21 protein-coding genes are annotated in these 23216 nt (G+C 43.4%); 12 read left to right on the top strand and 9 right to left on the bottom strand.

Annotation, left to right across the window (positions count from 1 at the left end):
• The first annotated feature begins 3 nt into the window (after positions 1-3).
• The 7 genes from LEP1GSC050_RS04115 (at position 4) to LEP1GSC050_RS04145 (ending at position 8177) form a co-directional block, all read left to right on the top strand.
• Positions 4-2535, top strand: coding sequence for a TonB-dependent receptor plug domain-containing protein (locus tag LEP1GSC050_RS04115; protein WP_010568473.1), 2532 nt, complete (start codon positions 4-6; stop codon positions 2533-2535).
• Positions 2535-3035 carry a hypothetical protein gene (locus tag LEP1GSC050_RS04120; RefSeq protein WP_010568472.1) on the top strand — a complete coding sequence of 167 codons (501 nt, stop codon included), beginning with the start codon at positions 2535-2537 and terminating at the stop codon, positions 3033-3035. Before LEP1GSC050_RS04115 ends, LEP1GSC050_RS04120 begins: the two co-directional genes overlap by 1 nt.
• 74 nt (positions 3036-3109) lie before the next feature.
• On the top strand, positions 3110-3724 hold the full coding sequence (locus LEP1GSC050_RS04125; protein ID WP_010409787.1) for a MotA/TolQ/ExbB proton channel family protein: 615 nt from the start codon (positions 3110-3112) through the stop codon (positions 3722-3724).
• A gap of 31 nt (positions 3725-3755) precedes the next feature.
• The gene (locus LEP1GSC050_RS04130; RefSeq protein WP_010568471.1) at positions 3756-4160 is read left to right on the top strand and encodes an ExbD/TolR family protein; all 405 of its coding nucleotides are present in this window, start codon (positions 3756-3758) and stop codon (positions 4158-4160) included.
• A 13-nt stretch (positions 4161-4173) separates the two neighbouring features.
• Complete coding sequence (locus tag LEP1GSC050_RS04135; protein WP_010568470.1) at positions 4174-4830, top strand: energy transducer TonB; 657 nt, start codon at positions 4174-4176, stop codon at positions 4828-4830.
• A gap of 473 nt (positions 4831-5303) precedes the next feature.
• Entirely contained in the window at positions 5304-5753 is a 450-nt protein-coding gene (locus LEP1GSC050_RS04140; RefSeq protein ID WP_020987078.1) for an LIC_20196 family exoprotein, read from the top strand.
• Between the two features lie 18 nt (positions 5754-5771).
• Positions 5772-8177, top strand: coding sequence for a C1 family peptidase (locus LEP1GSC050_RS04145; protein ID WP_010568469.1), 2406 nt, complete (start codon positions 5772-5774; stop codon positions 8175-8177).
• A 218-nt stretch (positions 8178-8395) separates the two neighbouring features.
• Here the strand turns inward: LEP1GSC050_RS04145 and LEP1GSC050_RS04150 are convergent, their stop codons facing one another.
• The 3 genes from LEP1GSC050_RS04150 to LEP1GSC050_RS04160 all read right to left on the bottom strand — a co-directional run bounded on the left by LEP1GSC050_RS04150 (position 8396) and on the right by LEP1GSC050_RS04160 (position 11646).
• A complete protein-coding gene (locus tag LEP1GSC050_RS04150; RefSeq protein WP_040911097.1) occupies positions 8396-9745 on the bottom strand; it encodes an EAL domain-containing protein in 1350 nt (449 codons plus the stop codon).
• A gap of 81 nt (positions 9746-9826) precedes the next feature.
• Complete coding sequence (locus tag LEP1GSC050_RS04155; protein WP_010568467.1) at positions 9827-11257, bottom strand: UTP--glucose-1-phosphate uridylyltransferase; 1431 nt, start codon at positions 11255-11257, stop codon at positions 9827-9829.
• Positions 11245-11646 carry a hypothetical protein gene (locus tag LEP1GSC050_RS04160; protein ID WP_010568466.1) on the bottom strand — a complete coding sequence of 134 codons (402 nt, stop codon included), beginning with the start codon at positions 11644-11646 and terminating at the stop codon, positions 11245-11247. Before LEP1GSC050_RS04160 ends, LEP1GSC050_RS04155 begins: the two co-directional genes overlap by 13 nt.
• Positions 11647-11697: 51 nt before the next feature.
• Between LEP1GSC050_RS04160 and LEP1GSC050_RS04165 the strand changes: the two genes are divergently transcribed.
• Positions 11698-12531 carry an esterase/lipase family protein gene (locus tag LEP1GSC050_RS04165; protein ID WP_010568465.1) on the top strand — a complete coding sequence of 278 codons (834 nt, stop codon included), beginning with the start codon at positions 11698-11700 and terminating at the stop codon, positions 12529-12531.
• Positions 12532-12549: 18 nt separating this feature from the next.
• On the opposite strand, the gene LEP1GSC050_RS04170 is transcribed toward LEP1GSC050_RS04165, so the two are convergent.
• Genes LEP1GSC050_RS04170 through LEP1GSC050_RS04180 form a run of 3 tightly spaced genes read right to left on the bottom strand, consistent with a single transcriptional unit; the run spans position 12550 to position 16497 of the window.
• Positions 12550-13101 (bottom strand): CsgG/HfaB family protein, encoded by a 552-nt coding sequence (locus LEP1GSC050_RS04170; protein WP_020987100.1) that lies wholly within the window; start codon positions 13099-13101, stop codon positions 12550-12552.
• 13 nt (positions 13102-13114) lie between these two features.
• On the bottom strand, positions 13115-15253 hold the full coding sequence (locus LEP1GSC050_RS04175) for a 7TM diverse intracellular signaling domain-containing protein (RefSeq protein ID WP_010568463.1): 2139 nt from the start codon (positions 15251-15253) through the stop codon (positions 13115-13117).
• An 11-nt stretch (positions 15254-15264) separates the two neighbouring features.
• Positions 15265-16497 (bottom strand): TraB/GumN family protein, encoded by a 1233-nt coding sequence (locus tag LEP1GSC050_RS04180; protein WP_010568462.1) that lies wholly within the window; start codon positions 16495-16497, stop codon positions 15265-15267.
• Positions 16498-16720: 223 nt separating this feature from the next.
• Here LEP1GSC050_RS04180 and LEP1GSC050_RS04190 point away from each other — a divergent pair, with 223 nt between their 5' ends.
• The 4 genes from LEP1GSC050_RS04190 to LEP1GSC050_RS04205 all read left to right on the top strand — a co-directional run bounded on the left by LEP1GSC050_RS04190 (position 16721) and on the right by LEP1GSC050_RS04205 (position 19766).
• A complete protein-coding gene (locus LEP1GSC050_RS04190; RefSeq protein ID WP_010568460.1) occupies positions 16721-17227 on the top strand; it encodes a chemotaxis protein CheD in 507 nt (168 codons plus the stop codon).
• Positions 17228-17233: 6 nt separating this feature from the next.
• Positions 17234-18085, top strand: coding sequence for an HDOD domain-containing protein (locus tag LEP1GSC050_RS04195; RefSeq protein WP_010568459.1), 852 nt, complete (start codon positions 17234-17236; stop codon positions 18083-18085).
• Positions 18082-18621 carry a shikimate kinase gene (locus LEP1GSC050_RS04200; RefSeq protein ID WP_010568458.1) on the top strand — a complete coding sequence of 180 codons (540 nt, stop codon included), beginning with the start codon at positions 18082-18084 and terminating at the stop codon, positions 18619-18621. The genes LEP1GSC050_RS04195 and LEP1GSC050_RS04200 overlap by 4 nt, the downstream gene beginning before the upstream one ends.
• Positions 18622-18872: 251 nt before the next feature.
• A complete protein-coding gene (locus LEP1GSC050_RS04205) occupies positions 18873-19766 on the top strand; it encodes a tyrosine-type recombinase/integrase (protein ID WP_010568457.1) in 894 nt (297 codons plus the stop codon).
• Between the two features lie 77 nt (positions 19767-19843).
• Here the strand turns inward: LEP1GSC050_RS04205 and LEP1GSC050_RS04210 are convergent, their stop codons facing one another.
• Genes LEP1GSC050_RS04210 through LEP1GSC050_RS04220 form a run of 3 tightly spaced genes read right to left on the bottom strand, consistent with a single transcriptional unit; the run spans position 19844 to position 23215 of the window.
• Positions 19844-21268, bottom strand: a complete 1425-nt coding sequence (locus tag LEP1GSC050_RS04210) for an MFS transporter (protein WP_010568456.1) — start codon at positions 21266-21268, stop codon at positions 19844-19846.
• Positions 21253-22542, bottom strand: coding sequence for an alanine racemase (locus tag LEP1GSC050_RS04215; protein ID WP_010568455.1), 1290 nt, complete (start codon positions 22540-22542; stop codon positions 21253-21255). The genes LEP1GSC050_RS04210 and LEP1GSC050_RS04215 overlap by 16 nt, the downstream gene beginning before the upstream one ends.
• 52 nt (positions 22543-22594) lie before the next feature.
• The gene (locus tag LEP1GSC050_RS04220) at positions 22595-23215 is read right to left on the bottom strand and encodes a trimeric intracellular cation channel family protein (RefSeq protein ID WP_010568454.1); all 621 of its coding nucleotides are present in this window, start codon (positions 23213-23215) and stop codon (positions 22595-22597) included.
• Between the last annotated feature and the right edge of the window lies 1 nt (position 23216).

Raw genomic sequence — 23216 nt, forward strand, 5'->3', positions numbered from 1 at the left:
GTTATGAAACGTATCGCCTTTAAATTCTTAATCCTATTGGCATTTGCGCCGATCGAACTTTTAGCCGAAGTCACGTTCAAAGCCAGACTATTTTCTCGCCAAAAAAACCAAGGCGAAGCTAAAGCGAACGTTCTTTTGTTCGAGACCAAGAAATTCTATAAGACCGATTCAGAAGGTTATTTCGAGGCAATCGTACCGACACCCGGAGCCTATACATTCCGAATCATTAAAGTGGACGGGATGCAGGAAATTAAAGGGAACGTGGACGCGTCCGGCCAACTCGTAACGCTTTTTATCGACGCCCCGACCTCATCCGGCGGTATCGGGATCGGCGGAAGCAGTGTCTCTAAAGGCTCCATTAACGTTACTGCGGAAAGGGAAAAACCGATACTATCCCGGACCACGATTAAATACGACGAGATTAAACGAATGCCTGGAACGTTCGGGGAGCCACTTCGTTCCCTGGAGACGATTCCTGGTGTCGTACCTGCCGCAGCTTTCGGAGGTGGAGCGAACAATTACGTGATCCGAGGTGCGGATCCGAATACTAACTTATATTTAGTCGACGATCTTCCAATTTTGTATCCCTTCCACTTCGACGGGTTGAGCGCCGTCGTAAATGCTAACCTAATAAAATCCATCGATGTCTATACCGGTGTTTTCCCCGCTAATTATAATAACGCATTGGGCGGGGTCATCCATATAGATACCGTAGATAAGGTGGATACCTCCCAACGAAATGTGATCATTTCCGCTTGGGCCACAAGCGTAAATTATATGGCGCCTACCTTCGGTGGAAAAGGTTATATCATGGCAGCAGCCCGAGTCGGATATCTGGATAAGACTTTTAGCGAGATAGGAAGCAGGTTGGGAGCAAGCTTACCCGATGGTCTTCGCCTTCCTAGATTCGTAGATTCGCAAGTTAAGTTCGTTCATAACTTTACCAATGAACATCAAATTTCTTTCCACTCATTCACGTCGAAAGACGACTTTGCTCTGGACGCTCCGGCAAAATCAAAGAACGATCCGACTAAGGACCCGTTTGCATCCATAGCAGGTGGAAGTGTTTCCGCCGGGCAGGGATTTAGAACTCAAGCGCTCCGATATACTTGGAAACCCACGGAAACTTTTTCAAATCGGTTGACTCTGATCAGTTATGATCCCTTCACCGATTTCAATGTTTCCCTAGGATCCATTAAGGGAAAGAATACCGCTATCGGCGCCTACAATGGGATGCGTCAGGACGCTTTCTGGGATCCGAATCGGCATGTAAGCGTAGAATTCGGATCCGAGTTCAGACTCTTGAACTATTCATCTCAGGGTTCTTCTATCGTTCAGACAGACCCTACTAACCGAAGTCCCAATCCCTATGACACTCAAAATCCCGCGTACCGAACTATCCCGACCAATATTCGTGCACAAGGGACCTACTATAATTCTTACTTAACTACAAAGCTTCGTTACGGTGGATTTCAATTCGAGCCCGGGGTTCGCTACGATTATATTCCTTACGTTCATCATACCGCATTAGGACCCAGAGGACAGGCATCTTATAAATTCGAAAAAGGAACTACGATTTTTGCCGGTGGTGGAAATTTTTATAACTTCCCGTTAGATACTAGATTCAATAAGGATAGTGGAAATCCGCATTTGGACTTTCAAAAAGTGTTTAAATACGGGGGTGGTATAGATCAACAACTAGCCGGCGATTATCAGATCAAAGGGGAAGTATTTAAACAGGAATTTTCAAGACTAATCGTTGCTGATCCGTATATCACTGACCCTATTGGAACCAATCCAGATCCTTATGGAAAAATCACTCAGCCCTTTCTCGTAAATAAAAACTTAAATTATTCGAATAGTGGAACAGGCTGGTCTCACGGATTCGAGCTCGTACTCAGAAAAAATTCGCGCCCTGGAACGCGTAACTGGTTCGGATGGATTACATATACTTGGTCCCAAACTTTTCGAAATAATAACGTATTTATACAAAATCCCGGCGATCCCCCTTTAACGTCCGATCAGAGGTATTTGGCCCAATTTTATCATAATGCCAAGCAGACCCTATTCGATTACGACCGAACAAACGTTATCAACATGGTTTTTGGATGGCGCTGGAGCCAGGAATGGCAATTCGGAGCACGCTGGTCCTACTTGACGAACACACCCTATACTCCTATCGTAGGCGATGACGGGGGTAGGTTTAGCAACCCCGCGAACGGGCAAACCATTTGGACTGCCGAATACGCGAATAATCCCTTCCTCGCGGAGTACATAAATTCGCGAAGATTGAAACCGTACCATCGTTTGGACCTAAGGTTTGACCGATTCTTTAATTATGAATGGGGTTTTGTGAATACGTTTTTTGAAATCATCAACGTTTATCTGCGGGAAAACGTGAACGGTCAAAATTTTGACAATACAAGGCCGTTCTCCGGCACCAACCCGAAGCCTTCCCCCACCTTCGGAACAATCACTCTCGCTGGAGGTGTTGTTATCCCGTTCTTCAACATTGGAATTGAGGTGAAATTCTAATGCTTACGGTTACAAAGAAGAATTCTTTTTTTATTAGATCCTTCCTTATTATTTTCGGTTCCGTCTTTCTTGTCGCCTGCGTAAATCAAGGAGCACAATCTCAGAATAAGGGCGCAGACCCGGGCTTGATCTTGCAATCACTTCTTCAGAATTCACCCGATCCTTTGAAGGCCTGCGTAAACGCAAATGAGGAAGAGGAAACGTGCTTGAAACTCACGGAGGATCTATCAGGCATCGACGAATCCTCGTTAGCAAAAATCATTTCCGGAAATCAATCGGCGACGTATTCTCAATATTGTACTTCATTACTTTCTTCCGAATCATTTTCAAAACTAAATATAAAAGCGCAGGAATGCGTCATGACTTGCAACGAAGCCTATTGGTCTGCACTCAGGTCGGCAAGCAGATGCGAAGGGCAAAGTTCCGATTTGATCTCTGCCGAAGGTGCCGATACTCTGTCTTGTATTCGTAATTGTTCGAGTATATCTTCCGGTCTCTGATAAAAGAGGGAACAAAAACGGAATGACGGTTATCCTATCTCACGAAAAAACAGGAATTAGGAAGGATAGGTAGAATGAACTTTGAGATACTTGTAGAAGTCGGAGAATCGGCGATCTTTATCATCATGATTATTGCAAGCATCATCGCCGTTGCTGTCGCTGTGGAACGCGGCATAGTCTTCTTCAAAAATACGAAAGATTCTAAGAACCTTTTGCCCGAAATCGTTCAGACGATTCGAAACGGAGATATCTCCAAAGCCGCAAAGTTCACCGAAGTCCATCCTGAAAACGTTTATGCCCGATTTGCAAGTTTCTCAGCCGAACACTCCAAAAGTGGAAAAGAAAGCTTAGAAGAGCTAATGGAAGGAAAAGCGATCGGTGAACGCGTCGAATTTGAAACTCGACTTTCGATTTTAAATACCTTAGGGAATAACGCGCCGTTTATCGGTCTTCTAGGAACGGTCTTCGGGGTCATCAATGCATTTTATAGATTAGGAACGTTAGGAAATACAGGGGCGGAAGTAGTCATGCGAAGCATCTCAACCGCCTTACTTGCGACGGCAGCCGGACTCGCAGTCGCAATTCCCGTTGTTATGGCAAATAACTATTTTACTCGAAAGCTAAAAATTATCCAATCCAACTTAGACATTCTTTCAAAGGAGTTTCTAGCAAACCTTTCCCGGAAATAAATACCGGAGCATATAAATAGGAGGAAAGGATATGGCGGGACAAACCTCTTCCGGAGACGGAGAAGAAATCGGTAGCATTAACATTACGCCCATGGTCGACGTAATTCTCGTTCTGTTGGTCATTTTTATGGTCACTGCGAACTTTCTAAAAAAGGAATCCATCAACATCAATCTCCCGAAAGTTCAAGCGGCCGACCCTAACGTGGCTCAATCCGTTCAGGTAGCGCTTACCAAAGACGGGAAAATCGTTTTGGAAGGATCGGAAACAACGCCCGAAAAATTAGGAGCTCAGTTGGCCCGGGACTCGAAAGTCAGGCCCAACATGAGATTGACTCTTTCTGCGGATTCTTCTCTTCCTTACGGGAAAATTGCGGAAACGATGGGAGTTATTCGACAAGCCGGAGTGACAAAGATCGCTCTTTCAGTTAAGAGATAAGTCTCGAAAATCGATGAATGCAAGGTTACTGACAGTCCGGGATTCGATCTTGAGCTGGTACGAAGGTACGAACCTTTGGGATCGCTGTCTGTACGGCTCGATTTTGGTGCATTTTCTATGTTTCGGAACCTACTATATCGTTACACATTTAAAACCGGGTGAAATCGATTCCGATAGATTAGAATTTCAAGATATCGAAGTCGACATACAGGAAATTCCTCCCGAACTGATCGGCGGCGAAAATTCTCCCGCTCCTGTGGAAAAAGAAGAATGGGTAGAGGGATCCGATAAAGATGGAAAAGATCCGGAAGATAACGATATCGATCCCAACAAATTAAGCGGGGATGGAACGGACAAAGACGGCTTTTTATATGCTTACATGGGCGATAAACCACCCACGCCGATTATCGACTTTGATTTACGGGATTATTTTCCGGAAAAAGCCAAGCTACAAGGAATTTCCTACGCCGATACGATTTTGGAAGTTAGAGTGGACGAACATGGTAATCTAATCGATGCCAAAGTTTTAAAAGCAGGGATCAAAGGATACGGATTCGAAGATGCAGCCATTCGCGTCGTTCGAGCCGCTCGTTGGAGTCCGGGTTATGTCAAGGGGCGTCCGATTAAAATGAACCACCGTATTCCGGTAAATTTCAAATTAGATGATTGAGTGAATCCTCTTACCCTCGCGAGAACGCGTTTCCTGAAAAAGAAGATATCTTTGACAACGAGACCGTTTCACTTTTTTGGTTAGCATAATCTTAACCGTCAATATTAAACGAGATCCGATAAACGGTAACTCGTTCGAAAACTTCCTCGCAGCGCAGGCCAAGCTAGAGGGTCGCAGAACTCGTATGCAGGACTAGAAAAAACAGTCGGAAGTTTTACATACACCAAGAACGGAGAATCCCGTTTACACATCATCCTCGGAGAGCGTATGCAGTTGCCGCATCTTTCGGAATTTTCGAAAAGACGCGCCAAAAAACCGAAAGCACTAAACGACTTTTTGCTAAAATCTCGTTAATTTCTTTTTTCCAAAATGCGGAAAGAGTTACTCGTCGGCGCTTGAAAATCGGTTGAAATGGATTCGGCTAAAGGGGTAAGGTGTAATGCCCTCAAAAACTTACCCTTGGAGCGATAAGAATGATTCGTCTGGCAGCTTCCTGCATTATGATCCTTAGCTTTTTTCTTCTCCCTGTAGAAGCCCTGACTCCGCCTCCTTCTCTAGAATCACAAGTGGCTCATTCCAATTTTATTGCACTCGCAAGATTATCCAATGTTAAGGAAAGCAAGATTTCCGCGAATTCGATATCGGTGACGGCTAATATAGAAGTGTTAAAGCCCATAAAAGGAGGCTCGGATTTACCGACAAAATTCGACTTAGCATTTCTCGTTTTCCCGGAATATTTCGGGAAATGGCTAAAAGCTCCTCCGCAAGAGGGAGATTATATTCTTTTTTTAATTAAGAAAAAAGTAAAGGATAGCAAGGGAAAAGAGACGGAAGTGGTCGCTCTCTACGAACCTCATCCCTACGCCTTTCGGGAATACTCGAAAGAGTTGGAAGAAAAAATTCGAGCCGAAATCAAAAACTAATTTAGTTGGGAGAACCGAATGAAAATGCTCAGAAAAATTTCCGTTTTAATATCGACTATACTGCTCGCCGGGAACGGCGTATTCGGACAACCGGCAAAATTTCCGGGATTAGGAATGAAGCAGGAGCCGTTCGAGCTCCTGTCTTCCCTTAAAGAAGCTAATCCTAATCGAATTTCTCATCGCGGAATGGCCTCCAGCGTAGACCTCTCGGATTCGATGCCACCGGTGGGAGATCAGGGCCAACAAAGCTCCTGCGTTGCCTGGTCCACTGCATACGCAACAAAATCGTTCCAGGAATATAGCGAGAGGAAAGGAAGGGGGAATTGGAATTTAAAAGCTGCCGACGGTTCTCCTAACTATTCTTCCATCTTTTCTCCGGCGTTTATCTACAATCAAATCAACGGCGGAAGGGATAACGGCTCCTTAATTTCAGATGCCATGAAACTAGTGGTGGAAACCGGAGCGGCCACTTGGGATGCAATGCCGTATAACCCCAGTGATTATCTGACTAAGCCGCCCCAATCTGCATTCGACGTTGCCTCCAAATTTAAAGCCAAGGAATTCCTAAGGGTTCGGCAGACGGATCCGATGGAAGTAAAGAATCAGCTCGCACAGGGAAGACCTGTAGTCGCCGGGATCCTCGTTTATGAGAATTTCATGAACCTAAAAGGTAAGGAAATCTATAAGGAAGGAGCGGGCAAAGCCTATGGTGGGCACGCAATTTCAATAGTAGGCTATGACGATTCTCAAAACGCATTCAAATTCATTAATTCATGGAGCACGCAATGGGGAGACCAGGGTTACGGATACATCGACTATAAGTGGTTTACGAAAGTCTGTCAATCGGCGTTCGTTCTCGTTGATGAAGTAGCAAGTATACAGGAAGAACCGACGCCTGCTCAAACGAACGATAATAAACCTCTTCCCCCTGAGAAAACCAAACCCATACCTCCGAAGGAGGTTTCAGCATCGCAAGGGACCTACTCGGATAGAGTGCAAATCACTTGGGAAAGCCTCGCGGGAGCCATAGGCTACGAGATTTATCGAAAAGGACCCGGAGATTCCGCATTCGCTAAAATCGGCCTTTCGCAAACCAATGGATTCACGGACGACGGCATCCAAAAAGATATGGCTTACGCGTATAAAATCGCGACTCTTACGGACTCCGATTCTTCGGACCAATCGGATGGCGAAGCTATAGGCTATGCAAAGTCGGAAGAGCAAAAAGCGCCTGCAAAGGTAGTAGGTCTGAAAGCTAGTCGGGGTCAATTTTCGAATAAAATCGATATAATATGGGAAGCGATGGACGGAGTGGCCGAGTACTCCGTTTATAAATGGAGTACAGCCCAGAAAAAATATGTTCTTATCGGAAAAAGTAAAACCAATTCATATTCGGATAATAGTGCGGCAAAGAATGGAAGTACCGAATTATATGTAGTCGCAGCGATCAACGGAGGAAAGACGGGCGACCCTTCCGACGCCGCCTCGGGAAGCACTGCCAAAGCAGATTCCAAACCTCCGAAACCCGTCGGCTTGATCGCGACGAAAGGGCTGTATAACAGCAAGGTAGAACTTCGTTGGCAAAAAGTTAGCGGAGCATCCAGATATTTGATTTATCGCTATAATACAGGAGGACTTTTCGGTAGCGGGACTTGGTCGAAACTTGCCGAGGAAGCTAAAGAGAATTTCGTGGATGAGAAACTTCCGGCCCAGTATGCGTTTTATGCGGTAGCTGCCGTAAACAAAAACGGTTTAGCTGGACCTTTTTCGGACTACGCTTACGGTTATATCGATCCGAACAAACACAGAGGAGAAAGGCTCCCTTCTCCGACCGGCCTGAAAGGAAATCTGGATGCAAAAAACAGTAAGATCACTTTAAAATGGGAGCCTGTCAAGGGCGCGTCGGAATATTACGTTTATCGCAAGAAGCGAGGATCTTCCTCCTGGAATTTTATATCCTCGGCCAACGCAAAGAGTTCGCTATTTACCGCAGATATCCCCGAAAAGGAAACCTTCTTTTTGTATTCGGTTACGGCTAAAACGGACCTAGGAGGCGAAAGCGAATATTCTAGTCCCGTTTCCGCAGTGCTTTCCGCCGCAAAACCGGCAAAATTAATGAGAGCTTTCGGTGGAGATTCTACTTTAGAAAAATTTAAAGGGCCGTGGACTGCGATGTCCTGGGATGGATCGAAAGGAGTCAATCAAGTCTTACTGGAAATCGAGAGCCAAGATAACGTTAACTATGTGGTTAAGTTTAACAAGCAAAAGATTTTCGAAGGGAAATACGTCGAAAATAGCCCGATCATAGACAAGGACGGAAAATTCCGAATTGAAATCGAGAAAACCGGAGACGCGCTTTCGGTTACTTTGAAAGATAACGGGATTATAAATCAGAAATCCACACTGAGCTTTCTGAAAGAATAATAAACGTACTCTACAAACCTGGTCGACATTAAGTAAAGACTCCTACCGGTTTCAACGGCGAATTCGGTAGAAGTCTTTCGTTTATAGCAATAGGCCGTTTTAGAGAAGCAAACTAAAACACTATGCGACATTAAAACTTTTTTGGGAATTTCGAGTAGCCGGTAAATAGGAAATTCGAACGATGACGACTATCCACAGATTAAAAAGGGATTCGGAAATTAAATAAGTTCCACTTCTCTTGCAAGTGTGAAGATATTTCCGATTTCCTTCAACCTTTGGGTTAATTCTGTGGAACTGAGAATCGTCGTTACGGCGCTCTCCGGAAGTTTTTGCATTTCTTTGAATCGATCTTTATAGTCCTGAATCCAAATTTTGCGACAAAACAAATTCGCTTGGAAATAGTATACTTGGTGAGTGATTAGGAAGTTTAAAGAATCTATATCTTCCAAAGCTTCTGCAGTGATAATCGCTTCTCGGTTATCGGAAAGTCGACGGCAATAATCGATGAATGCAAGGTTATCTAAGAATTTAGTTAGATCCTGGTCCGCCTTAAATTTGAAGCTGATAGGATCCAATTTAAATTCCTTAATCATCTCGCCCAAGTCTAATACGACTTGATGACTTTGGCTTTTGACTCCGAAGTCGTCCGCTGCAAAGCTGATTCCGAAATTCCAGAATCTTCTACATACGGATTTAAGGGTAGCCTCGCCTTCCTCGTACGGCTTTTCTATCAACTCCATACGAATATTCTGGGGATTCAAATTTTGCTTTAAAAGAAGTTCATGAAATCGAGTAACTTTCTCGTCCGTATCGAAGGTATCGATTAATGTTTGCGGAGAAATATTGAACTTCAATAATCCCGGCGATCCGTTGCAGGACATGATCAACTTTTCGAGGATCAAAAGTTCGATTCTATTTAAGTCCTGATCGTGCGGGATGTCGCGTATCAGATCGGCATAACCGGCATACGCTTCTCCACCGACAAAAACCTCGCCGCCTTTCATCGAGAAAGTATGATCTCTATGATTATAATGAATAATCGGTTGAATTACCGCGTCGGGGCGATCGCTAGCGAAATAATCGTTTACGCGATTTAAATAGGTCCAACTCCAGCGGACCAGATTGTCCTTTAAATTCTTTAAGGAGGAAGACTCCAGCTCTCGAAAAATTTCCTCCACGTAGGAGATAAAATTACATTGGGTTCGACCTATGCCGAAATCGAAATTTAAACTTCCGTTTCGCACGGCGCTATCATGAAATCTACCGATGGCAGCGTCGAAATTCGCCTGATTTTCAAATTCGGAGTTATCTAGGGGGGCAACCCCTATCAATAAATTCTTTTTGTCCCCATAAGTATAATAGCGGAGAAATTCGCGATGAGAAGGTTCTACTTCTGCGATCTTTTGCGGAATGAGTTGGATGAATTCAACGAGAGAAATTACGGAAATACTTTGGAATCTAAGGAGGAAGATCGGCTTTCCTCGATTCTCATTGATAAATACAGTTTTGAATTGTTCTAAGTCCCCAAAATCAAAGGACCTTAATTTGAGGTTTTGGGAATCTGTCATTTCAGCTTCGACTTTTATCGGCATTGGAGCGGACGGCTTTCCCCATAACGCCCGTAGACAGGATTTTAAACGACTGTTGTTTTATGTAAAGCGGAAACGTATCGTTTCCCCGGAGATTCGATTTTTGCCTAGTTCGGAGACTTTTTTCTGCAATGGATTCGGATTGGTTATAGTTACGTCACCTTCTATCTCTAAAGGAACGTCGAATAAGACATCCCCTTCGACTCGCAACGAGGTGCAGCGCACTAATGACGGAAGAGCTTTCATTCTTGAAGTAAAGTCAGTAATTTTTTTATAATAATTATCATCCATCTGGACGATCACTTCCCCTAGACCCGCACTTTTACGTTCCTCTGTCATCGTTATGGAAAAGTCAGAATTCAAAGTATATGCGTCAGAGCGGCGGACTAAGTAGTCTTCGCATTTTTTTACCGGCGCGAATCGATCTCTCGGAATGATGATCCCTTTGGCTTTTGGAAAGTTTTGAATAGCGGATCCCATTGCGGTTTCCAACTGTAGGACCTCCTTCCCATCTATCTTCTTCGGATTTACGATCAAGGATAAGGAAAATTTTCCGGAAACTAAACGCTCCTTAAGTGCATCCAGACGAATCCAAAGGTTATTCGTAGAAAAACTCCGAAATTTAGAAACTCCTTCAAACTCGTTCATATGATTCGGAGGCACTTGTGCCGTTTCTAGCAATTGGTAATTTAGCTTTTTACCATCGACCGTCCTTCGAAAAATGGCGCCGCCTTTCTTATCAGCAAGGGTTTTCGGAGTCATCTCCATACAGAATTCCAGTTCTTCTTCCATCATGTACCGTAAGATTCCCGGATGAACTGTGGCGCCTAAATTATCTCCGTTAGAGACAAAGGCGACTTTATATCCCTTCTCGATCAGCGAATCTAAGATGCCGGTTTCCAGAAGTGTAAACCAAATATCACCGTGACCGGGCGGACACCACTCTTCATTTTCGTCCCCCGGGACCTCCAACGGCTTTAGGCTACTCTTGAGTAGCCTGGGAACCTTATGCTGCAGAAAACTTGTCGGGAAAGATTGAGAAAATCCGATTCGCTTTAGCTCTGCCCGACTCTGTTCCAAAGTGCTGAAACTGTCCATAAGCAATAGAGGAACTTCGATCTCATATTCTTTCCGAATAAACTCGATCTGCCGAGCAACTATCTCCAAAAAAGACATTCCGTTTTTGATTTCTATGAGAGATTTCGGGCCGGACAATCCCATGCTTGTTCCTAATCCGCCGTTGAGTTTAATAACTACGAGCTCGTTTAAAACCGACGGATTTGGCCTACCTTTCGATTCGATCGATTCGAGAGAAATTTCGTCCGTACTAGAGTCAAGATCTCCGACCTCTTCCCATTTTACGATTCCAGTCTCGCCATTTCGAACCTCGTCGACTTTTAACAAAAAGTCGGAAATGAATTCCACAGAAAGTCCGGCCTCAAGCATCTTCGCTTGAATCAATGCCTCCGATTCAGCTTTCATCGAATCCATCGAATAATCCCCCTTGTATCGTAGGCCTCGTCGAATTCGCCCAACTCTACCTCGTATTTTTCCAGAGATAAAGGATCGTACAGAAGTTTGACTTTCACTTCTCTGCCTCCATCTTGCTGAACCGGTTTTTCCGCTTCTTCCCCGTATCGAGGAAGAAACACCAGATAGGTATAGATATAAACAGTCTTCTTTGACGACTTTCTGTATTGAAGGATTCCCTTCCCGCTTATATCCCTCTTAACTATCTTAGTAAAAGGTATCGGGAATGTTCTGTTCCAAGTAGAAAGTAGAATCCTGTCCAGCTCCGAATATTTCGGTATATTCGAGTAGACAGGAGCGACCGCTAAGAAGAAGATCAGAACAAGTTTGGACCAATTTTTTCCCAACATCGAAACCTTCTGACATATTGCAGTTAACCTCGGATACTTCAAGCTTTTCGTATGAAAAAAACCTTCGCAAGCTTACGCGAATTCTATTACTACATCGTTGAAATATTCTCGTTTCTCTTCTCTCTGGCAACTTGCTATCTCCCGGAGACTCGAGAAACTCCGATCGAGCAAGCGGATATTTTAATCGTTCCCGGTTTTTTTTCCGGACCCGTATATTACAAAAAACTTACAAGAAACCTAGAAAAAGCCGGTTACAAACCCAAAATCCTAAAAGTTCCTCCGATTTTTTTAAGCACGACGAATATCATCCGATCCCTCGATTCCCAACTGAAAAACCTACCGAAGAAGTACGTTTTTCTAACCCATAATACGGGAGGTCTTTTATGCCTCCTGTTACCGGATACGTCTAGAAGAAAGGTCGGCGCATTAATTACGCTAGGAACTCCTTTTCGAGGGACTTCGCTCTTTCGCTTTTTTGGACCGAAAGACCTGGACTGGAAATCTCCTTTGTTGGAAAAGATGTTCAACACCTTTCTTTTTATGGATCGTTTCCAACCGCTTTCCCCTTGGAAGGAGCTCTTTTTCCTCCCTAAATCTTCTTCGGAATTCGGACAAGGAAGGGATCTTTGGTTCGACGTCGTCGGGAATTTTAATATCGTGAGAGTAGAGGAAAATCTGCGTAGCATTACCGACTACTTGGAAAAGAATCATCCGCCAGGCAGTTCCTTGGAACACCACTCTAAATCGGATAAAAGTCGGATCCTAGAAACCGAAATCCCCGAAGTCGAGAAGCCGTCGAAAACTAAGAAGAAAGTTCGAAGAACCGAAATAAAAAAACCGATCGGAAAGAAAAAGGTGCAACCTGTTCGGAAGAAACGCAAATAGGAAGTGGGAATCGAAACCTTATTGAATACGTTCTCTAAATTTGGAAAATGTCTCGTCATTGGAATCGAAACGAACTTCCGTAGTCGCAAGAATAATTCCGGCAAGTGAAACTATACGGAGATTCAATAAAAAATCTTGATCCTCGAACAGTATCTGTCCTAAGAGCAGATATTCGGCCCCCGAAAGTTTTCCGAGGGAAATTACCTGATCAGAAAGAACTAATCCGCTTTCCTGAAAAGTCTGTTCACCCACTACCCGATTCAGCCGATCCCTTTCCAATAAAATAAAAACATTCGGATCGAAAAGTTCCTTAGTCAATTTATCCGTCAAAATTCCGCCCAACTGCGACTTTGATCCGTCCCCGTTCACTATATTCAAAATTCCTAATCTACCGGGTATTTTTCCGCCTTGAGATTTTGCAGAGGCGACGAATTGATTCTTTAAATCCCCGGCGACAGTTTTTACTGCGCTTTCCAAATCGGGAGCTTTATTTTTCGTTCCTAAAGAGGAGCAGTCTATCAGCAGGATCCCGATTGCACCGATTAGAAATAAATCGCGAAAAAATGTCATAGGCCGACCCATATTAAAAATATTTTACGAGAGTCACTTGATTTCCGTTACTATTGAACTTCACAACATCGAACGTAGACAATGTCAGAGTCAAACCTCTTCCATGAGTCATACCTTCCGAATTCAACTGTTCCATCTTATTCTTTAACGTCCGTGCATGATTAAAACCTTTGCCTTCGTCGGTAATTCTTACTCCGAAACGATCGGCCGAAAGCGAATATTCCACCTTGATTTTTTTCCCTTTGTAATAAGGATCTTTTTGCCGTTCTTGGACGAATCGAAAATAATTTCCCTCTTCCATAGCTCGCGTCTTCTCGTCGAAACTGATATTCAAATTTCCGTGTTCAATCGCGTTTATTATCATTTCTCGTAAGCAATTCCTGATCGCAACGATAGTTCCCGGATCGGTAAATCGAAATAAATTCGCAGTCAACCTTTGGCTCAATAACTCTGCGTTCTGAAGATAATTATTTGCGGAGAAAACTAGTTTTTCGCCGTCCACAAATCTTGCCATCAGATCTTGGTCCGGTTCGTAGGCTCTCCCTAGTATTTCTCGCTGGCCTTCGTATTCTAAAACTTGAAATTGGACCTGCAGTTCCTTAGGCTCTCTAAGGTATTTTTGTAGAAACTCCGCCAAAAATCGGACCGGCTTTCCTTCGGAGGAAAGTTCCTCCAATTTTTCCAGGACGTACAGCTTTTTATATGCGTCCTGGATTCCACCGGATTTGTACACCAACTCCATAAAATTTTTGCCGATAATTTCTTGCGGCTTATACCCTAGATGTTTTGCTACAGAGCGGTTTGCGGCTAAGACAGTCCAATTTTGATCGATGGAGAAAAGGAAGTCCTCCTCCGCTTCGAACAAGCTACGATATTTTGCTTCGGATTCTTCGGCGTTAATCCGCGTTTTATCCAATTCAAGAACACGATTGCTTAACTCGTCGGAAAGACCCTTAATTCGATCCGCAAGTCCTAAAGATAATAAACTTACTTCCATCACGGAACCGATTTGGATTCCGTAAAGCGTAAAGAAATTATCGGGTAGAAGACCAAAGGATTTTATTCCGAAGAGGAAACTAAATAAGATAAAAACCGACCAAGCTAATAGAAAATAGCGTGCCTCTCTTCTTCCCGCTAAAAGACATTGCACTCCGTTGAAAACCAAGAAGCCTAACGTCAAAAACATAACCACAAGGCTGGAGACGATCGAAGTCCGATAGTCTAGAAGCGTCAACGTGGAGATCATTCCAAGTATTTGAAGAAAAAAAAGGAAATTATAGATGCGAGCCGTTTTCGGAGTATATTTTGCCGCTCCTAAAAACGAGCGACCGAATAAAGAAGCCGTAAATAATCCCAAAAAAAGAGAGAACGGAAGACTAAAGTTCGCCCATACCGTCCAATTTCTCCAAAGATATTGAAACGATAATCCGTTCAGAGTGAATTGAAAAAGAATATAACTTAAAATATAAATTACGTAATACAGATAGCTTCGATCTCGGATGGAAAAGAGTAGAAACAGGTTATAAACGACCATCACCAGCATGGAGCCGTAGTAAAAACCGAGCGCAAGTTGTTCGGAAAAAACGCGTTCGGTAAAACGGGTCTGCGTAAAAGCTAATAACGGAAGAAGAACGGAACTTTTCGTAACGACTTTGAAATAAATTTCCCGACGACTCGAAGGAGATTCTTGAAATGCGTAGGCAAAATTACGGTATTCCATCTGCCTCGAACTAAAGCCTCGCATATCTCCGGACATATTTACCGGATCGTTTCCCGACGTACTGGTATATAGATCAACGTAGTCCAGTAAAGGGTAATCGATTTCCAAGATCCAATCTGTCTTAACGGAAACCGGATTCGAAACCGCGAGCCGAATCCAGATAGCTGCGTCGGTATATCCGATACTATTCTGCTCCAAGGTTTTGAACAAACCGTTTGCCGACGCTTCGCGAATGTCGGGAAAGGTCATTCTTCCGGAAGTATCTTTGAAAATGCTAATATACCGAAGTAAGGAAATTCCGTCCATGTCTTCGGCGACTACTAAGTCTTGCGTAGTTTGCTTAGATAAAATTTCCTGAAAAGGGTAAACAAAAAGAAACGCTGCACCTGTGATCGCAAAAAGGACTCCCAGATTTTTCCAAGCGCAGCCCATAAATCTTTCTGTTATCCACCGATGATTTGGCCGAGAATTCGAGTGAATATTTCCGATAGTCTCTTAAACAATTCTGCAGTGACGATAAAGGTTCCTATGCTGCTGCCTATTTGAGGAAGCATAAAAACCAAGAAGATCCGAATCACATTGTTCTGCCAATAGCCTTTAAAGCGTTCCGAATCCTCTCCGATTTTCTCAAAATCTTCGACGAGAGGTTTACGCAACCATGACTCCGCAAGGGCCGCCACCCAACCCGGCTTAATAATAGGATTGAAATTTCCGATCGGGGCGGCGACGAAAGCCAGTAGAATCGAAATAGGATGAGCTAAAGCGATGACGGCACCGATCGCAGCTAACGTTCCCTTTACGAGAACCCAACGAATAATGAACTCCTGTCCGGCTTCCTTTCCTCCAAACAATACTAATGTAGCGACCAAAGTCAGAATGATCGCCGGAAATAGGAATGGGCGAATTTTATCCCAAGAGCCTTTGCTCGGAAGGATATCCAAATGTGTGACCGACTGATCCCGCTGGATATTCTTCATGATTCCTTCTAAGTGGCCTGCTCCGACTACCGCAAAGATTTTCTTTCCGTGCTTTGCGGCTTCCCGAATCCTTTGGGCAAGATAGGCATCTCTTTCGTCAATAATAACATTCTTTACGGATTCGTAACGAGACGGTAACTGAGAAAATAAATCCTTCAGTACGTCGTCGGATTTCATTTCCTCTATCTTTTCGGGAGAAATTTCTTCCTTCACGAATAAGGAAGTAACTAAGGCCGAAAAGAGATACATCCGATCCCAAAAACCTACCTTCCACCAGGCTCTTTTTAAAGTGATGGAGATTTCCCGATCGACGGGGAAGATTCTGGCTCCGGTGCGTTCCCCTTCTTCGATGGCTCTGCGCATTTCATCACCTGGACGAATGCTTCCGTTGCCCATTTTCTTTTGGAATGAAGAAAGAATTAGGCTGGAAAGAAGTAGCCACATTTTTCTTTCTTTGAATACTTTGAAGATATCCAATTTTTTCCAGTGGTTCGGATCCTTAACGGACCTCATCCGAGAGCCGCAAAGTTCCACACAAATAACGTCCGGTTTTTTTTCGGAAACGATTCGAGAGACTTCTTCTATGCTTTTTTGGCTAATATGAGCCGTACCCAAAATCGTGATCGCAGATCCGTCTAGGTCAAAAGTTCGAATCGGTTCGGTGGATTCGGCGGTTTGTATGGGAGAATTTGATTCCATTTTCTTACTCCGGATAGTTTCGTCCGGTCGATAAGAGATGAAACTCAATTTTTAAGCCTGACCGGAGATTTCTGACATGTTTTTTACTCTTTTCTCCGTCTCTTGAAATAAAGAAAGGGATGCAATTTGTCGCTTTCTAAAAAATGATTTGAAGGATTCCACAGGGGCGACAAACTGAACGCCGTTTTCGAAAGCTTTCGCAGAGAAAAATAAAACCTTCACTATGCTTAACAAGGACGTAAAAATCATCAACGTTGGAATTGCGGATCTACAAGGAGGACAATCTCCCTCTGTCATTCGTACTACATTAGGCTCTTGTATCGGAGTCGTTTTCTACTCTCCGGACAAAAAGGTCGGAGCCATGGCACATATTATGTTGTCTAAGGATCCGACCGGAAAAGATTCCGCGAAAAATCCCTATAAATACGCCGATACTGCTCTACCTGAATTGGTAAAAAAAATGGCGGAACTCGGTTGCTCCAAGGGCGAGTACCATGCCCGGTTGTTCGGCGGAGCATCCATGTTTAAAGGAATGAATTCCAGTTTTCTGCAAAATATCGGGGAACTGAACATTACCGTAGCTCGTGAATTTCTGGAGAAGGAAAAAATCACCTTACTCGTCGAAGATGTTTCCGGGCACGAAGGTCGAACGATCAGTTTATATTTAGACGACGGACGAATTCTCCTCAAAAAAGGCGGATTTGAGAAGTACCTCTACAAGGTCAGGTAGGCGGAAATGAAGGGAAAAATAGACCAACTCTTCGAAAATGAAGCGCAACTGCCGAAAATCTCTTCGGTAGTAAGCAAAGTAATGGAGATGGTGAATCGTCCAGACGTTGCCATCGCCGACTTAGCAAAAGAAATCTCCAAAGATCCCGGTTTAACGGCTGCGGTGATCAAGCTTTCCAACTCCGCATATTATAGACCGACCAAACCGGTTAAAACGGTGCAGGAATCCTTGATGACATTAGGGATCAAAACGGTCCGCGAAATGATTCTCTTAACCGAAGCTAAAGGGATCTTAAAGAAGGACCTAAAAGGATACCAGGTAGACGCGGAATCAAATTGGATGCATTCTTTAACTGTCGCTGAACTTGCGATGAGAATCACCGTTCAGAAAAAGTTAAAGTTCGATAAAGACGTCGCATTTACCGCAGGGCTACTGCATAATATCGGAAAGGTAATCCTATCCGAATTTTTTCCGTCGATCATCCTACAATTGAGAGCCGAACTGCAAACGTATGAAGGACCGTACAAAGACCTTGAAAGAAAATATTTCGGGTACACGCACGAGGAAGCCGGGGCGAAGCTTTTAGCTAAATGGAATTTTCCCGAAGAATTGGTAGAAGTCGCTAATTTCTATACAGAGCCTGAAAAAGCCGTAAAATTTCCCGAATTAGTTTCGGTTGTTCATATTGCTCATTGTGTCGTAATTTTAAGCGGAATGGGAATTGACATAGGCGGTCTTCGCACGCCACTCTCCCCGCAAGCCCTCAAAATAGCAGGAGTAACGGATAGTGATCTACAGATGTACTACACCCTGCTGCCTGAGATCGCGAGGCATCTTGCGGAGCTTATCGCTGTTTGAAAAATCTTGCGTTGATCGGCCCTAGAGGGGTCGGAAAGTCAAAAATTTCTAGAAAACTTGCTAAGTTAACAGGCAGACCTGCCATTTCAACGGATATGATTGCCGTTTACGAAGCAGGAGGAATTTCGATTCCGGAGTTCATCAAAGCAAACTTAGGTGATTGGAAACCTTTCCGAGACTTAGAATACAAAATCTTAACAAAACTATCCGGCTCCAACGGTTTAATTTTAGACTGCGGTGGCGGAATACTCTTCGATCTTGATGCAAGCGGAAAGGAGATTCCTAGCAAAAGAAAAATTCAGCTTTTGCGTAAGGACTCTATCATAGTTTCTTTATCCCGTCCAATTGAATATTTAGTAGAAAAAATTCAGAATGATTCGACTCGTCCTCCTCTTAGCTCAGTAATTTCCTATAAAACAGTACTGGAATCACGATTACCGCATTATCGTGCACACTCGGATTTTCAAATTGCTATAGATGAACGCAAAATAGAAGATGTGTGCGAAGAAATCCTACGCAAATCCGGATGGCTCTGATTCATCACGAGCGATTTGCCTTTACTTTAGCAACTCAAAACGCAAACGAATCTAGGAAATAAGAAATCACTTTACGAGATTTTGAACTTCTTGAAATGTTCGTTTAACGGCCTTGTTCAAGCTCATTCGTTTTTAACTCGGATAAGTGAAGAATAGGAACGTGTTTTAAAAATATAGAATACCCTGTAGCGATGATCAAGAGGGGAGCGGATTCCCGAATACCATGATAAAGAAAAAACTAGAGGTCGCGCATGTTAGATACAGAAATCCCGAAGAAGAACAAAGCTTCTTTCGAGAAACTCGTAAAATTGATCCGGCAGAGGAACTATAAGAAAGCAACCGAATACACATATTTAAGATACAATTTGGATTTTCTCCTTTTTGCCAATAAGCCGGCGGAGAAAGTCGTCACTAAAGATATTGAAAAGTATATAGAACACTTAAAAAAGAGAAAAGTATCGTCCTCAACGATACAGATTAATATCAGCTCGTTAAAGATGTTCTTTGAAGAAGTCCTGAATATGGACGTCTTCGACGATTTTAGGCGCCCGGCACGCGAATATAAAACGCCGAAAGCACTTACGGTAAAGGAAGTTTCCGCGTTATTGGAAGCTTCGGCCTTGTCGCCCCGCTCCCATCTATTAGTCGGACTCGCCTACTATGAAGGACTCCGCGTTGGAGAAATCGTCCGCCTAAAATGGGGACAGTTCGATTTAAACAAGAAATCTTTATATGTCGATTCGCCAGTTCCCACTCAAAAAAGGACGGTGATCTTAGACAATGATCTCTTAAAAATCCTAAAGCGATTCGAAAAAGAAGTCGGCGCCGAAAAAGGATCCCATCTCTTTCCGGGAAAATTCCAAGGCAAACCCTTAACATCGCGTAACGTGGAGCGATTAATCGGTGATTTGGCAAAAGAAGCGGGAATAAAGACAATCGTGACTTTATTTACTCTCCGGCATAGCCGCGCCGTTCATCAGTTAGCGGAAGGAAAAACGTTGGAGGAGATTAGAGACTTTCTAGGGCATAAGAGTCTTGCTACGACCGAAAGTTATCTACCGATTCGAAAAAACCTTCGCCCGCAAGTTCGGCAAAAACATATTCAAGACGCCTTGAAGGAAATTAGAAAGAAATATAGTAAGTAAATTTTTCGTTTATAGAGGTTTATAAAATGAATACCAAATTTATTTTATAAACCTCTTTTCAATTCGGATAAGACCGGTCATCCTCGAGCGGCCTCCCGCATCGTCCCCATCTTAGTTCTGAATGCGCGTCTTCGAACCAGCAAGGTTTGAATCCGTTTATGTTTAGAATCTACTAGCGGCATTCGTGCAAAAACAAGGGCGCTTAAAATAAAAAAACTCCCGACCACGGGCCCGAATAATATCGTCAATCGCCATCCGAGCTCGGGGGCTTGAGTTACCGCTCCCTCCCGATAACCGATCGCCTCTAAAATGAAACCTAAGAATGCGAGGCCTACCGCTCGTACGACTTTGGTTGCCATTTTCCAAAATCCAAAATACGCCCCCTCCTTTTTATCGCCGGTGATCAACTCATCGTAATCCACTACATCCGCGACTAAGGAATCGAAGAGCAAAATTGAGCCCGCACAAATACCTCCCACAAACGCTGCTATTAACGGAGCCGTATAAGAACCTATCGGGAAGAGCGGATACGCGATCACCGTCATAATTCCCAAACCGAGACTCCCCCAAAAAGAGGGACGCTTTTTTCCATACTTCTTAGCCAAGAAAAGCCAAAACGGAATGGAAACGAGTAAGAAGAATACGAACGGTAATAATATACGGACAACTACTTGTGCGTCCTCCAAAAGAAGTCGTTGTTTATAATATAGTAAACCAATTGAAGAATTTAAAGTTCTTGCTAACGCGGCAATTATGAAAGCGAAAAGTAGAGGAAGAAAGAAACCGTTCTTGATTACGGACGAGAATGAATGGAAAAAACCCGTTTTCGGGCTTTTTTTAATTTGCAAATTTTCGAGACGGAAATCTCTTCCTTTCGTTACATTGAATGCAAGTAAGGCCGTAAGAACCAGAACGACTCCCACAATCATGGATGAAGAACTCCTAGATAGAAAAAGGTCGCTTCCTGTTCCCGCAAAAATCGCCGGTAATAGTAAACCCGATAAAAGACCTAAATTCGCAAAAAACAATCTCCAGCCGAAAATTTTATTTCTCTCTTCCCGTTCGAAAGAAAGTTCCCCGCCCAAGGCGATATGCGGTACCGCTAAAACAGTCATGAACGTGTTTACAAGCGAATACATTCCAAGTAGGTAAAAGAACTTTCCGATCTGGGATTCGATAAGCGGCGGTGTGAACAGAAAATACACGCTCACACCGAGAAGCAGACCACCGCTGATAATATACGGTCTTCTTCTTCCCATCTTTGAAGCGGTTCGATCAGAAATCGTACCCATTAAAGGATCGCTGATTGCGTCCCAGAGAATCGCGACCAACATTGCCAGTCCGAAAAGTGACGGCTTTAACCCTACAACCAAAACGTAAAATTCTAAAAGATAAATTTGAGCGAGAGTTTCGACTGCGGTTATTCCTATTTCAGTGGATGCATATCCTGCCTTTATACCGTTTGTAAGTTCCTTTGCTTTCGAATTTAATTTAGAAAGCATTTCCAAGTGCCTGTTAATTTTCCATTGCGCACAAGATGAATTTCACCCATTTCGGCCATAATTTTTTCGCTTTGAGTCGGACGGAAAAAGACATGATCGTCCGGATAAAGATTTGTCGCTTTAGATCCGTTTAATATTCCTTGGTTCGTGCTGGTACCGAAAAGAGAATTATCTTGAAGGCCTTTCGGAGACTCCTTCTTTGCCAGAAAGGCTCCCCCATAAGTAAAATAAGTAACTTGCAAATTCGGATCCCATAAAGGAAAAAGAAAAGAAATCGATTCCAAAAAAGGAATCCTTGTCCCTTCCAACCTTTTCAATACCGGAGTCGCGATAAATACGGCGGGTGTATGATCTTCAAGACTATCCACATCAAAGTCCGTCGGCTTTACTAGAGCAGACCCGACCGAAACATCGTTAACAATTCCAATATGTTTCTGATAGAATCGATACGTTTTACTCCCTCCCCCGTTTAAAATAAGATCCCTTTCGAATAATCCAGAATAGTTTGCTCTTCCCAACTTAATAAAAGAAGAATATCGATCCAATGATTGCTGTAGAGCTTCCTCCATAACGGTAATCTTATTCCCTAAAATCGTCGGAGCCGAAGCGACATGAGGTTCATATCCCATAAACCCGGAAAAGGTTAGATATTCCGGATTGGAAGAAATCAATTTCAAGACCCCATCCATCGCCTCCGGATTCGGAAATCCGCCGCGATGCAATCCGATATCGATTTCCAAATTTAAGTCGAGTTTACACCTTTCTTTCTTAGCGAACTCGAGATATTGAACCGCTCTATCCGGAGTGTCCACTAACCAATGAATTTTCTCTACTTCCGTCCTTGAGGTTTTACGAAAGATCTGCGCTAATGCAATTGCCGGCATCGGTTTACCCAAAAGAATATCGAATTTACGAAATTCAGGATCCTTCAGTAACATAACGATATCTTCCGAATGGAAAACCATCAGACGATTACTGTCCGTCGCTCGGACTATATATCGCAGTAAATCCAGGGAAGGTAAGGACTTTACCACGATCCTATATTTAAGAGGCGGTCGTAATTTTTCTTTTAAGAGTTTCAAATTCGAATCAAGACGATCTAAATCCAGTAAAACGACCGGTTTACCGGGTCCATGCAACTTAAGCTCCAGGTTTAAAGATTTGAAATATTCGGAATAGGGAACCCCTCTATCCTTAGGTTTTAGAAACACTAATAATATTGTGCCTAAAAATAAAATCGTTAGGACCCATCTGAGTGAATTAATTCTGCGCATACTTTTACCGATCTATTTGAAGCTATTTGGAGACGCCTTATTAGACTGATTCCTATTCCGGTAGACGAAATTTAGGTAAGGCGAGATTGTATCGAACCGCTATAATCCGAATGAGAATGATTAATGCCGCGGAGATCCCTGTGCTTAAATCGACGTTCACATCCGCTTTACTTAACAGAATGTAGAGTATCGCCCCTGCTAGACAGGCCGTGGCGTAAATTTCCCGACGAAAAATCAAAGGTACTTCGTTGATGAGAGTATCTCGAATTACTCCGCCGAAAACGGCGGAAATCATTCCGAGAATCGAAGCAGCGAATGGATTTACGCCGTAAGAAAGAGAAATTTTGGTTCCGATAACCGTATAAATGCTAATTCCGACCGTGTCAAAAATAAATATCCAACTCCGGTAACGCACCAGAAATCGGGTAAAGACTATCGTTATTAAGAAGCCTACAAAAATCGCCCAAAGCACATTGGAATCTCGAACCCAAGATACCGGGTAATTTCCGAGCGTTATATCCCTTAATGTTCCCCCTCCGATTGCAGTGATAAAACCGGTAAAGAAAACGGTAAACGCATCGCTGTGATGGCCTTTCTTTTCCGATGCGGCCAGCGCTCCTGAAATGGCAAATACGGCGACCCCGGCTAAATCGAAATAGGTCGAAAAGTTCAAG

It is taken from the genome of Leptospira broomii serovar Hurstbridge str. 5399, assembly GCF_000243715.2.
Lineage (GTDB): Bacteria > Spirochaetota > Leptospiria > Leptospirales > Leptospiraceae > Leptospira_B > Leptospira_B broomii.